Origin of the sequence: Mesorhizobium yinganensis, from assembly GCF_040081985.1 — a bacterium.
In the GTDB taxonomy this organism is placed as follows: domain Bacteria; phylum Pseudomonadota; class Alphaproteobacteria; order Rhizobiales; family Rhizobiaceae; genus Kumtagia; species Kumtagia yinganensis.
The window spans coordinates 1-12,198 of sequence record NZ_JBEBMH010000008.1 but is presented as its reverse complement, the minus strand read 5'-3'; the positions used below and the strand labels follow the sequence as shown (position 1 = coordinate 12,198).

12 protein-coding genes and 1 riboswitch are annotated in these 12,198 nt (G+C 63.4%); all 12 genes read right to left on the bottom strand.

The annotated features are described in order from the left end of the window. Positions 1–42 precede the first annotated feature (42 nt). On the bottom strand, positions 43–681 hold the full coding sequence (gene dhaL, locus ABMA59_RS16250; RefSeq protein WP_349006422.1) for a dihydroxyacetone kinase subunit DhaL: 639 nt from the start codon (positions 679–681) through the stop codon (positions 43–45). A 51-nt stretch (positions 682–732) separates the two neighbouring features. Further along, a complete protein-coding gene (locus tag ABMA59_RS16245) occupies positions 733–1,731 on the bottom strand; it encodes a dihydroxyacetone kinase subunit DhaK (RefSeq protein ID WP_349006421.1) in 999 nt (332 codons plus the stop codon). A gap of 288 nt (positions 1,732–2,019) precedes the next feature. Next, positions 2,020–4,830, bottom strand: a complete 2,811-nt coding sequence (gcvP, locus tag ABMA59_RS16240) for an aminomethyl-transferring glycine dehydrogenase (protein WP_349006420.1) — start codon at positions 4,828–4,830, stop codon at positions 2,020–2,022. A 10-nt stretch (positions 4,831–4,840) separates the two neighbouring features. Continuing rightward, complete coding sequence (gene gcvH, locus ABMA59_RS16235) at positions 4,841–5,209, bottom strand: glycine cleavage system protein GcvH (RefSeq protein WP_349006419.1); 369 nt, start codon at positions 5,207–5,209, stop codon at positions 4,841–4,843. A gap of 5 nt (positions 5,210–5,214) precedes the next feature. Further along, entirely contained in the window at positions 5,215–6,315 is a 1,101-nt protein-coding gene (gene gcvT, locus ABMA59_RS16230; RefSeq protein WP_349006418.1) for a glycine cleavage system aminomethyltransferase GcvT, read from the bottom strand. Positions 6,316–6,464: 149 nt separating this feature from the next. Continuing rightward, a riboswitch (glycine riboswitch) is annotated at positions 6,465–6,550 on the bottom strand. Positions 6,551–7,090: 540 nt separating this feature from the next. Continuing rightward, the gene (locus ABMA59_RS16225) at positions 7,091–7,654 is read right to left on the bottom strand and encodes a helix-turn-helix domain-containing protein (RefSeq protein WP_349006417.1); all 564 of its coding nucleotides are present in this window, start codon (positions 7,652–7,654) and stop codon (positions 7,091–7,093) included. Beyond that, a complete protein-coding gene (locus ABMA59_RS16220) occupies positions 7,636–8,424 on the bottom strand; it encodes a molybdopterin-binding protein (RefSeq protein WP_349006416.1) in 789 nt (262 codons plus the stop codon). Before ABMA59_RS16220 ends, ABMA59_RS16225 begins: the two co-directional genes overlap by 19 nt. Before the next feature lie 2 nt (positions 8,425–8,426). Continuing rightward, positions 8,427–9,326, bottom strand: coding sequence for a cytochrome b/b6 domain-containing protein (locus ABMA59_RS16215; RefSeq protein ID WP_349006415.1), 900 nt, complete (start codon positions 9,324–9,326; stop codon positions 8,427–8,429). 201 nt (positions 9,327–9,527) lie between these two features. Next, positions 9,528–10,175, bottom strand: a complete 648-nt coding sequence (locus tag ABMA59_RS16210) for a DUF1345 domain-containing protein (RefSeq protein WP_349006414.1) — start codon at positions 10,173–10,175, stop codon at positions 9,528–9,530. Beyond that, positions 10,172–10,639 (bottom strand): YaiI/YqxD family protein, encoded by a 468-nt coding sequence (locus ABMA59_RS16205; RefSeq protein WP_349006413.1) that lies wholly within the window; start codon positions 10,637–10,639, stop codon positions 10,172–10,174. The genes ABMA59_RS16210 and ABMA59_RS16205 overlap by 4 nt, the downstream gene beginning before the upstream one ends. Positions 10,640–10,646: 7 nt before the next feature. After that, a complete protein-coding gene (locus tag ABMA59_RS16200) occupies positions 10,647–11,774 on the bottom strand; it encodes an S-(hydroxymethyl)glutathione dehydrogenase/class III alcohol dehydrogenase (protein WP_349006412.1) in 1,128 nt (375 codons plus the stop codon). Between the two features lie 247 nt (positions 11,775–12,021). After that, a partial coding sequence (locus tag ABMA59_RS16195) for a transposase (protein ID WP_349006645.1) occupies positions 12,022–12,198 on the bottom strand: 177 nt, incomplete at its 5' end.

The window sequence follows — 12,198 nt, the reverse complement described above, 5'->3', positions numbered from 1 at the left end:
TGCGAAATTTGTTCGACGACCCTCCCCGCAAGGGGGAGGGATTCAGTTGGTCGCTGCCTCCCTCATCGCCTCGATCACCACAACTGCCGAGGCAGCCCCCGGATCCATATGACCCAGCGAGCGTTCGCCGAGGCGCTCGGCGCGGCCCTTTGCGGCGACCATTTTTTTGGTCGCGTCGGCGCCGGCCCTTGCAGCTTCCAAGGCGGCGGCGAGCGAGGCGCCGAGATCGCCGCCCGCGGCGAAGCGTTCGCCTGCGGCATCGGCGGCAGGCAGCCAAGCGTCGATCATGGTCTTTTCGCCGCGCTCGGCCTTGCCGCGGTCCTGGATGCCTTTTGCCATGGCCTGAAAGGCGGCGACGAAATCGGCGTCGGTCAGCGCTCGCTTACCTTTGACAGTAGCGCCGGCGCGCATAAAGGCGGTGGCGTAAAGCGGGCCGGAGGAGGCGCCGACGGCGTTCAGGAAGGATTTTGCCGCGGTGCTGAACACCGTCGTCGGATCGGCTGCGGGGTCGAGAGCCGTGACCGCGTCGCGGGCGGCGGAAAAACCCAGCGCCATGGCGATGCCGTGATCGGCGTCGCCGATCACGCCGTCCAGCGCACACAGCCTGTCCTTCTCGGCTTCGATCGCCTTGGCGATTTTTTCGAACATGGCGACTAGGCAAGCGGAAGTAATTTCGGTCATGCAACGATCTCGGATTTCTGAGGCGTATTGTGATTGCCGAGGAGCAAAAAATCAGCCGGCGCGGAACATGGCGCAATCGCAGGGATGGTCCAGCATCTCCTTCAACTCGCCGTCAAGACGGTGGAGCGTCACCGAGGCGCCGGCCATTTCGAGGGAGGTGCAGTATGGCCCGACCCAGGTTGCGTGCACGCCGACGCCGATGTCGTCCAGCCGCCGTTTGACCCGCCGATTCATGATGTACAGTTCCATGGGCGGGGTCGAGCCCAGCGAATTGACCAGCACGGCGACCTTGTCTCCTTTCGAGGGCGCCATCTCGGAAAAGATGCGGTCGAGCATCGCGTCGACGATCTCGTCGGCGGTTTTCAGCTTGCTGCGCTGGACGCCGGGTTCGCCATGGATGCCCATGCCGATCTCCATCTCGTCGCCGCCGATCTCGAAATTCGGTTTTCGCGTCTGCGGCAGCGAGCAGGGCGCCAGCGCGACGCCCATGGTGAACGTCTGGTCGTTGGCTTTGCGGGCGATGCGCTCGACCTCGTCGAGCGAAAGCATTTTGTCGGCGGCTGCGCCGCTCGCCTTGAAAACGAAAAAATTGCCCGCGACGCCGCGCCGCTTCGCCTTGACGGAGGTGGCGACGTCGTCGGTGGTGAGCGCGGTGCGTACCTCGATGTCGTCCATGGCGGCCATCTCGGCGGCCATGTCGAAATTCATGACGTCGCCGGCATAGTTGCCGTACTGGAACAGCACGCCGGCGCCGCCGCTGACCGCCTTGGCGCATTCGAGGATCGGGTCCGGCGGGGGCGAGGCGAAGACGTTGCCCACCGCGCAGCCATCCGCCAGACCTTTGCCGACATAACCCAAAAAGGTCGGCTCGTGGCCCGAGCCGCCGCCGATGACGATGCCGACTTTGCCGGGGCGCGGGCCGCTCTTGGCGACGATCGAACGCGGGCTGCCGGGGACGGCGAAAAGATGGTTCGGATGGGCGGCGAGCACGCCTTCCAGCATTTCGTCGACGGCCCTGTTGCCGTCGTTGATGATCTTCTTGGTCTGCAATGCGTCCTCCCGGTATGCGTCGCGCGATACTACGCGGCGCGGCGCGGAATGCCAGCCTTTGGGAGAGGCCGCAAGGTGACACGCAAGAGGAATGTATCGGCTGGTCGATAAGCCGAAATCGGTTGGCCGTTTGCCGTCGAGCCGATGTAAGTGCTGGGGACAGTTTACTTTTTTCGGCCAGCGCAATGTCTGGACCGCTGCGGCCTTTCTGCCGAAAGAAAGTAAACTGTCCCCTGCGTTTCCGTTTGAACGTCGCACTCGCGCGAACGTTTTTCGGGTTGGGCCGAACTACTCCGCCGCGCCGAGATAGTCCGCCAGCGGCGGGCAGGAGCAGACGAGGTTGCGGTCGCCCGCGACATTGTCGATGCGCGACACCGGCGGCCAATATTTCGCCGAGACGTTCGGATCGGCCGCGGGGTAGGCCGCCTCCAGCCGCGAATAGGCATGCGCCCACTCGCCGGCCAGCGCTTCCGCCGACGTATGCGGGGCGTTGACCAGCGGATTGTCGGTCTTCGGCCATTCGCCCGACGCCACTTTTGCCGCTTCCCGGGCGATGGAAATCATCGCGTCGCAGAAGCGGTCGAGCTCGGCCTTGGGCTCGGATTCAGTCGGCTCGACCATCAGCGTGCCGGCGACCGGCCATGACATGGTCGGCGCGTGGAAGCCGTAATCGATCAGCCGCTTGGCGACGTCCTCGACGCCGATGCCGGCGCTGTCCTTCAGAACGCGGGTGTCCAAAATGCACTCATGCGCCACGCGCCCGTTGCGGCCGGCATAGAGCACCGGAAAGAACTCCTTCAGGTGATTGGCGACGTAGTTGGCGTTGAGGATCGCCATTTCGGTGGCGTTCTTCAGCCCGATGCTGCCCATCATGCGGATATACATCCAGGTGATCGGCAGGATCGATGCGCTGCCGAACGGTGCCGCCGAGACCGGATGCGTCGATCCGTGGTCGATATGGCCGGGCAGGAACGGCGAAAGATGTTTCGCCACGCCGATCGGCCCGACGCCCGGCCCGCCGCCGCCATGCGGGATGCAAAAGGTCTTGTGCAGATTCATGTGGCAGACGTCGCCGCCGATGTCGCCGGGCCGGGCAAGACCAACCAGGGCGTTGAGGTTGGCTCCGTCGAGATAGACCTGCCCGCCATTGTCATGGATCAGTTTGGTCAGGTCCTTGACGCCTTCCTCGAACACGCCATGCGTCGAGGGATAGGTGATCATCAGCGCGGCCAGATTGGCCTTGTGCTGCTCCACCTTGGCGCGCATGTCGTCCATGTCGATGTCGCCGCTGTCGGTGCATTTCACCACCACGACGTCCATGCCGGCCATCGCAGCGCTTGCCGGATTGGTGCCGTGGGCGGAGGAGGGGATCAGGCAGACTGTGCGGTTCGCGTCGCCGCGCGAGGCGTGATAGCGACTGATAGCCAGCAGGCCGGCATATTCGCCCTGGCTGCCGGCGTTGGGCTGCAGCGACACGGCGTGAAAGCCGGTGATTTCGGAGAGCCAGCGCTCCAGATCGTCGGTCATCGACTTGTAGCCCTTCGAGTGCGCCTTTGGCGCGAAGGGATGCAGATTGGCGACGTTGGGCCACGACACCGGGATCATCTCGGCGGCGGCGTTGAGCTTCATGGTGCAGGAGCCGAGCGGGATCATGGTGCGGTCGAGCGCAAGGTCCTTGTCTGCCAGTCTGCGCAGGAACCGCATCATCTCGGTTTCCGAGCGGTTCTCGTGGAAAAACGGCTGGGTCAAAAAGCCTTTCAGCGGGCGCGGCGCGCCGGGCAGGGCGCGTCCGGCGGTTGCCTCAGCCTTTGCTCCGAAAACCGCCGCGATGGCTTCGAGATCGGCTTCCGTGGACGTCTCGTCGAAACTGATGCCGACAAGGTCCTCATTGACCATGCGCAGCAGCCGGCCGTCCTTCTGCGCCGACTTGGCGAGGGCCTTGGCGTTGCCCTTCACCTCCACCGTCACGGCGTCGAAGCGATGGTCGCCCAGAACCGTGTGGCCTGCAGCCTTCAGCGAAGCGGCGAGCCGCGCGGCCAGCCCATGCACGCGGTTCGCGATGGCCTGAAGACCTTCCGGCCCGTGCCAGATCGCATAGGCGGTGGCCATATTGGCCAGCAGCGCCTGCGCGGTGCAGATGTTGGAGGTCGCCTTGTCGCGGCGGATGTGCTGCTCTCGAGTCTGCAAGGCAAGCCGGTAGCCGGGCCGGCCCTTGGTGTCGACCGACTGGCCGACGAGGCGACCCGGCATCAGCCGGGTCAGCGCGTTGGATACGGCGCAATAGGCCGCGTGCGGGCCGCCGAAACCGATCGGCACGCCGAAACGCTGCATCGAGCCGACCGCGATGTCGGCGCCAAGGCTGGCCGGCGTCTGCATGATGGTGAGCGCCAGCGGATCGGCGACGAAGATGACGATCGCGCCGGCGGCCTTAGCCTCGGCGATTTTTTCGGAATGGTCGCCGAACACGCCATACGTGTCGGGCCAGGCGACGACGAGGGCGGCCGTGTTGTCGTCGATCGTGTCGCCGTCGATATCCCAGCCCAGCGGCTCGGCGCGGGTCTCGACGACGTCACGGGTCTGCGGATGCGGCTGGTTGGCGAAGGCGATCTTCGTGCGCTTGTCCTTGTGATGGCGTACCGCCATGCCGACCGCCTCGGCCAGTGCGGTCGCTTCGTCGAGCAGCGAGGCGGAGGCCACGGGCAGTCCGGTGAGTTCGGCCGCCAGTGTCTGGTAGTTGAACAGCAGTTCCAGCCGGCCCTGGCTGATCTCGGCCTGGTAGGGCGTATAGGCCGTGTACCACGCCGGGTTCTCGAACAGGTTGCGCAGGATGACCGGCGGCACATGGGTGCCGTGATAACCGAGACCGACGAAACTTTTGAGCACGACGTTGGCCGACATTTTTTGCGCCAGCTCGGCGAGAGCTTCGGCCTCGGTGGCGGGCGCCGGCAAGTCGAGCGGCCGGCCGAGCCGAATCGACTGCGGCACGGTCTGCGAGATCAGCGTTTCCAGGGACGGCACGCCGAGCGAGGCCAGCATGGCGCGCGTCTCGGCGATGCCCGGGCCGATATGCCGGCCCGCGAATTCGGATTTCTGGGTCATAGTGAATGCCTCAGCCGATGTGTTTCTTGTAGGCGGCCTCGTCCATGAGGCCTTCGAGCTGGCCCTTGTCGGCGAGCTTCATCTTCCACAGCCAGCCGTCGCCGGTGGCGGACGAATTGACCAGCGCCGGCTCGGAGGACAGCGCACCGTTGGCGTCGACGATCTCGCCGTCGACCGGAGCATAGACGTCGGAGGCGGCCTTGACCGACTCCACGACCACCGCCACGTCGCCCTTCTTCACCGTCTTGCCGGCCTCCGGCAGTTCGACGAAGACCAGGTCGCCGAGCTGTTCCTGCGCGTAATCGGTGATGCCGACGGTCGCCGTGTCGCCCTCGACGCGGATCCATTCATGGTCTTCGGTGTAGAAAATCTGCGGCATGGGGGTCATCCTTTGCGATAGCGGTGTGGGGTGAAGGGCAGGGAATGGACGTCGACCGGCACTTTTGTGCCGCGAACGTCGGCGAAAACTTTTGCGCCGGATTTGGCGAGCGGGGCGGCGAGGTAGCCCATGGCGACAGGATGGCCGGCCGAAGGGCCGAAGCCGCCGGAGGTGACGCGGCCGACGGCGGCGCCCGTCTCGTCGAAGAGCGAGGCGCCGGCTCGCACCGGCTGGCGGCCGTCCGGCTTCAGGCCGACCCGTTTTTCGCCAGCGCCGAGCGCGATCTTCTTGTGCAGCGGTTCGGCGCCAATGAAGGTGCCTTCGGTGCGCAGGGTCTTCGGGATCGCCCAGAGCAGACCGGCCGCCACCGGATCGGTGTCCTTGGAAATGTCCTGACCGTGCAGGCAGAGCCCGGCCTCCAGCCTCAAACTGTCGCGGGCGGCGAGCCCGATCCAGATCAGGCGTTCGTCCGCGAGCAGTTTTGCGACGAGGTTGCGTGCATCCGCCTCGGGCAGGCCGATCTCAAAACCGTCCTCGCCGGTATAGCCGGACCGGCTCATGAACCAGTTTTCACGCGGCTCGAAGCCGGTCATGAAGGCGAAGGCCGAGCCGTCGACACCGGCGGCCTTGAGCACGGCTTCGGCCTCCGGTCCCTGGATCGCCAGGAAAACGCGGTCGAGCGGCGTAACCTTGCAGTCGAAATCCTCCGCCAGCGCCGTCAGGTGCGCCTCGTCCTCGGCGGCGTTGCCGGCGTTGGCGACGACCATGAAGCGCGTCGGGCCGAGCCTCGTGATGATAAGATCGTCGATGATGCCGGCGGTCTCGGTGAGAAAGAAGGTGTATTTGGATTGCCGTTCGGTCAGCGCCTCGGCGTCGATCGGGCAGGCTTTCGACAGCAGCGCGGAGGCGCCCGCACCGGAAACCGTAAACAACTTCATGTGCGAGATGTCGAACAGGCCGGCATGTTCGCGGGTGTGAAGGTGCTCCTTCATCACGCCGGCGGCATATTGCAGCGGCATCGACCAGCCGGCGAACGGGCCGAAGCGCGCGCCGGCCGCCTGATGCATGTCTTCGAGCGGAAGTTTCTTTTGGCCGAGGTCGGTCATTGCTTCTCCAGAGCGCACGTATCCGGCCGCTGAAGCGGCCATTCCGTGCCCCTCTGTCTGAAGCCTGAGAGACTCGCGCAACCGGAACTCTGTCGGCGACGCTTACACCTTCGGCGCGGGGTTTTCGGCCCCGACTTTCCAGAGTGTCTTGACCGGTTGCGGTTCTTTTGCCTGAGAGATTTCGGGCGATTTCCCCTTCGGCGGCAGCGTCGCTGCTCTCTCCCGCGAACCGGCGAGGCCCTTGCGGAACCTCCGACGAGTCGTATTTAGCCCAGCGACCCGCCTTTGTCATCAGGGGCCGTGGCTGAAACAGATCGCTAACCACCCTCCTTTGCGCAATCTCAAGACCGGTTTGTTATTTCCAAGACAAAGAGGCGGTCGAGCGGCCGGGTCGCCGGCGCAACGCGCCCGTTGCGGTGTGCCGCGATGAACGAGATGAAGAGCGGAATTGCAGGCGCGATGGACGCGGGGACAAGGTCGCCTGATCGACGATTCGGTTGCGACCCGTATCGGTTCGCGGGCGCGTCGTGGGCCGATACGGGCGATTCGATCCTTCGGGCAGGGTGAGAGCATCTGCGTGATGCCAAGGTTTGTGCTCCGACGGCTCGCGCCGCCTCTCATCGTCTACTTGGATTTGCCCCGTCGAGCGGTACGTCGGCGATAGCGCAACCGCGCAGGCGCCCTTTGCAAACGCACTATTGCGAGGCGATCGGCTGAGCAGTCATCGATGTTGGCCGATCCGGTCGGGGCTGCGCGAGCACAACTCAAACGAGGACTATGGGGCGTAGTCGAGGAACGCGACCGGCTGCCGCAGTCGCTCGAGATCGCTTTCAAGCCGCGTTATGAGGTGCCCGGTTTCGACGTTCAGATGCTTGAGCCGGTCGAGTTGCGTGCCGACGGATTCAATCAGCACGGGCTCGTCGGGCTCGTCGGGCGACGTGCCGACGCCATGCAATATCCATGACAGGCTGACGTTGAGCAGGCCCGCCATCTTTGTAAGCAATCGTGCGTCAGGCTGGGACCGATCGGTTTCCCAGTCCCGGATCGACTCGTCGCCGACGCCGAGACGCCATGCTAAGCCCTTGATGTCGAGCCCGGCGGATTCGCGAGCGCGTGAGAGGCGTCCGCCGATCGTGTCAAAGTCGGGCTTTTCGTCGAAAATGTTTGTGCTTTCCGGCAACCGGCGCACCTCCTTGGTCTTGTGTTGATTGACGCCGCTCGATCCGATGGCGGCAGGACAAGCATGTCGCAACAAGCCTTCATGCACAACCGTTTGATCGGGCTTTTCGTTTAAGCCATTGGAAAGGCAAGAAAATAGCATCAGATGCCACCAAACCAATCGTAGCCGCGATCCTCCCAATAGCCTCCCTTGCCGAAACCCATGGCGGCGAAACTGTCCACCAATTCGATGCGATTGACGTATTTCGGCATCTTGTAGCCGAGCTGGCGCTCGACCCTCACTCGTAGCGGCGCGCCATTCTCGACAGGGAGCGGCTTGTCGTTCAGCCCGTAGGCCAGGATGGTCTGCGGATGCCGCGCGTCGACCAGGTCGATCGAGCCGTAATATTTGACGTCGCCCGACAGGCTGCGCTCGATCGTATCAAGGCAGTGGAAGACGACGAAGCGCGCCTGCGGTTTTACCTTCGCTTCGTCCAGCACCAGGGCCAGCGGCGTGCCCGTCCACTTGGCGATGCAGCTCCAGCCTTCGACGCAGTCGTGGCGTGTGATCTGGGTGCGCGCCGGCATCTTCTGGAGTTCGTCGCGCGACAATGACAGCGGCTTACCGACGAGGCCGGTGACTTCAAGGCGCCAGTCGGCGAAATTCCTGGAAAGCAGCTCCTTGTAGACCGAATCGTCCGGCGCGGTGATGCCGTTCGGCCGCTGCGGCTGACGGATGTCGGCCTCGGAAAATTCCTGGGCCAGCGCGTCGCGGCCAGCAAAGAGCCGCTGTACGCGATAGGTCAGGTCGTTGGCGCTCTCCAGAACGTTGCGGACGTTGCCACCCGCGGGCAGTCCATCGAAAATGTCGCAACCGGACAGCAGCATTGACGAAGCCGCCACGCTCGATGCCGAAAGAAATTTCCGGCGGTTGATGCGAAAGGTGCTCATGATCATGATCTCCCTTCGGTCTGCACTTCCGCGGACGTTTGTGGGTCGGTCCGATACCAGCCGGTGACGATCGAACGCAGTTCGTTGAACGGACCGGCAGCGAGGATCATCAACATGTGGATGATAAAGAAGCCAACAAGCAGCAGCATGGTCAGGAAATGGATGGTACGCGCCGTCTGACGTCCGCCGAGGATTTCGGGAAGCCAGGGCACGGCGGCATTCATGGTCGGCGACATGGCGAGCCCCGTGGCGATCATCAACGGCAAGAGAAGGAACAGCACGCCGCCATAGGCGAATTTCTGCAGCGTGTTGTAGTCGCGGCCGTGATGGAAGCGCAGGCGCACATGATCGGCGAAGTCGCGCGGCAGGTTCCTTAAGTCGGACAGGCTGGGGAGCAAATCGCGACGGAGGTGGCCATTGATCAAACTGCCCAGCAGCCAGAGCATAAGTGTCGCCGACAGCATCCAAGCGAAGAAGAAATGCACGACGCGGCCGGTCGCCAGATCCTGATAGGAGGGGATCGTCGCCCAGGCGGGAAAACCGCGTCCCATCGGTTGTCCGTCTTCCCATGACAGGCCGAGCAGGCCGGAGGTATCGAAGGCGTGGCCGAGAATGATGGTGTGGCCGACGGGCCCCGTCGCCGTATTTTCGGCGCGCATCGACAATACTTCGTTGTCGAAGCCGAACCCTGACTGATCGCCGAGGTAAAGCGCCGGGTGGGCGTTGAATATCTGCAGGCCGGACAGCAGCAGGAAGAACAGGCTTACCGCCCAGAGCCAGTGCGATGCCCTGGTCCAGAAATATTGCCGGTAGATCAGAGGCCCCTTGCCGGGTTTCAGTGACGGCTCTTGGGAATCCGCAGCGTGCCCCTCCGTGGTGGATTCGTGTTGTGACGGTGTCATGGTCTGCGCTCCTTCGGACCAGCCGGCGCATTGCGCAGGTGTCCTGAAGGGCAATACGTAGTGGAACGGTCGAATGTTTCACCAGCACGAGACAGTTCGCCTGATCACACACGAGTATTCGCGGTGGTGTCTCAGGAAGGCTGCCTTCCGTCGGCAGTCGCCGTTTTGGATCAGTCGTCCCGACGCGGACCGTTCGCGCGCTTATCCGCCGAAGCTGACGGCAAGGTTCACAGCGGCAGCCACCAGAACCGTGTTGAAGAAGAACGACACCACCGCATGCAGCATGTTCAGCTTGCGCATGTCGGTGTTGGTTATTACCACGTCCGACGTTTGCGCCGTCATGCCGATGACGAAAGCAAAATACACGAACTCGTAGCCGCATGGCTCGGGCGTCTGCGGGAATTCCAGCCCGCCATGCCGCATCGCCACGCCGTCGGAGCGTCTGTGCACCGGTGCCCAATAGACGTGAGCGTAGTGGAAGGCGGCCATGGTATGCACTGTCACCCAGCCGAGCGCCACCGACGCCAATGCCAGGGCGAGCTGCAGCACCGTCGGGTGGTCTGCCGCATTGATCAGGCGAAACAGGGATATGACCGTCACAGCGACGGCAAAGAGGGTCACTACAAAGATCACCCATTCCGGCACGTCGACACGTGCCGCATGCTTATGCAGGTAGGAGGCGCTTAGGCGCCGGAGCTTGACAGCGCTTTGCACGAGATAGGCGAGGAAGAAGACATTCGCGGCGGCCGTGACGGCATAGGCCGGCGCGATCAGCAGCAGGGCGATGAGGACGACCACCCCAGCCGTCAGCGCGATATAGAACGAAGCGTTACGGTTGTGCCGGGTCATGTGGCGCTCTTGGCTGCGGCGATGGCGCGTCGCGCGATCTGGTCGAGCGCGCCGAGAAAGCGCGAGCGGTCCTCGCGCGCGAAACCGGCATTGTAGCCTTTGCTTTCGCCGGTTTCCCGAAGATGCTGCTTGAGATCGCGCATCGCCACCGCCATGCCGACGTTCTCCGGCGTGAACGGCTTTCCGGTCGGTCCTAAAACGTGCACGTTCTGGCCCACGGCCCGTGCCGCAAGCGGGATGTCGGCCGTCACCACGATGTCGTTGGCTTGCGCGTTGTCGACGATCCAGTCGTCGGCGGCGTCGGCCGATTTAGGCACGACGACATTGCGGATCATCGGATCGCGCGATGGTCTGAGTCCGCCATTCGAGACGAAGGTGACGACGAGGCCAAGCCGTTCGGCCACTTTCACCACCTCGTCCTTTACCGGGCAGGCATCGGCATCGACATAGATGACGGGCGACATTCTGGCCTCAGTATACCACCACGCTCCTGATGCTCTCACCGGCATGCATCAGGTCAAAACCCTCGTTGATCTCGTCCAGCGTCAGCGTGTGGGTGATCATCGGGTCGATCTCGATCTTGCCGTCCATATACCAGTCGACGATTTTTGGCACGTCGGTGCGGCCACGCGCACCGCCGAAGGCCGTGCCTTTCCAGACGCGCCCGGTGACAAGCTGGAACGGCCGTGTCGAAATCTCCTGACCGGCGCCTGCGACGCCTATGACGACCGACTGGCCCCAGCCACGATGCGAGGCTTCCAGCGCCTGCCGCATCACCTTGGTGTTGCCTGTGCAGTCGAAGGTGTAATCGGCGCCGCCGATCTGGTCGGCGCCGCGCTTGGTGAGATTGACCAGATAGGGGACGATGTCGCCGTCGATCTCCTTCGGATTGACAAAATGCGTCATGCCAAAACGTTCGCCCCAGGCCTTCTTGTCGTTGTTCAGGTCGACGCCGATGATCATGTCGGCTCCCGCGAGCCTGAGACCCTGAATGACGTTGAGGCCAATACCGCCTAGCCCGAACACCACCGCCGTTGCGCCGGCTTCGACATTCGCCGTGTTGATCACCGCACCGATGCCGGTGGTGACGCCGCAGCCGATGTAGCAAATCTTATCGAAGGGCGCGGCCGGATTGACCTTGGCCAGCGCGATCTCGGGCAACACGGTGAAGTTGGAGAAGGTCGAGCAGCCCATATAATGGAAGATTTTTTCCTTGCCGATCGAGAAGCGGCTGGTGCCGTCCGGCATCAGGCCCTGGCCCTGGGTCGCGCGGATGGCGGTGCACAGATTGGTTTTGCGGGACAGGCAGGACGGACATTGCCGGCATTCCGGCGTGTAGAGCGGAATGACGTGGTCGCCCTTCTTCAGACTGGTCACGCCCTTGCCGATGTCCACCACGACGCCGGCACCCTCGTGGCCGAGGATGGCGGGAAAGAGGCCTTCCGGGTCAGCGCCAGACAGGGTGAATTCATCGGTGTGACAAATGCCTGTGGCCTTGACCTCGACCAGAACTTCACCTTCGCGCGGACCTTCGAGGTCGACCTCCATGATCTCAAGCGGTTTTCCAGCGGCAACGGCCACGGCGGCGCGTGTCTTCATGGGGCGGGTTCTCCGGCTGTAATTGCGGGCGGCAACCTTTCAGGATTTGCGCGAAGCGGCAAGCCTACCAAAGCAGAGGGTGCCGAGCCCTGATGCCAGCACGTGGCGTTAACCTCCGGCTAACCGAGTGTGCCTTTGCTGCCACAAAGTTGCCCAATTCGCCGGCGGGGGCGTCATTTTGCGTTCATCGGTCATAGCTACCTGTCCGCATATGTACTAAGCGAACCTAAGAGTCAGTTCGGACACTTTATGATGGATTACAAAGCCTTCTGATCATAAGTCGGATGGAGGCGAGTTTGAGGAAGGCAAGCGCCTTTGCGTTGAGGCATTCCCAGTCCTTGGCCAGGCGCCGACAGCGGTTAAACCATGCGAAGCTGCGCTCCACGACCCAACGTTTCGGCAGCACGACAAAGCCCTTGGCCTG

Bases quoted from the DNA above. Each gene is read 5' to 3' on its own strand.
- dhaL (WP_349006422.1), bottom strand. From the start codon at position 681: ATGACCGAAATTACTTCCGCTTGCCTAGTCGCCATGTTCGAAAAAATC.
- gcvP (WP_349006420.1), bottom strand. From the start codon at position 4,830: ATGACCCAGAAATCCGAATTCGCGGGCCGGCATATCGGCCCGGGCATC.
- gcvH (WP_349006419.1), bottom strand. From the start codon at position 5,209: ATGCCGCAGATTTTCTACACCGAAGACCATGAATGGATCCGCGTCGAG.
- gcvT (WP_349006418.1), bottom strand. From the start codon at position 6,315: ATGACCGACCTCGGCCAAAAGAAACTTCCGCTCGAAGACATGCATCAG.
- ABMA59_RS16220 (WP_349006416.1), bottom strand. From the start codon at position 8,424: ATGAGCACCTTTCGCATCAACCGCCGGAAATTTCTTTCGGCATCGAGC.
- ABMA59_RS16215 (WP_349006415.1), bottom strand. From the start codon at position 9,326: ATGACACCGTCACAACACGAATCCACCACGGAGGGGCACGCTGCGGAT.
- ABMA59_RS16210 (WP_349006414.1), bottom strand. From the start codon at position 10,175: ATGACCCGGCACAACCGTAACGCTTCGTTCTATATCGCGCTGACGGCT.
- ABMA59_RS16205 (WP_349006413.1), bottom strand. From the start codon at position 10,639: ATGTCGCCCGTCATCTATGTCGATGCCGATGCCTGCCCGGTAAAGGAC.
- ABMA59_RS16200 (WP_349006412.1), bottom strand. From the start codon at position 11,774: ATGAAGACACGCGCCGCCGTGGCCGTTGCCGCTGGAAAACCGCTTGAG.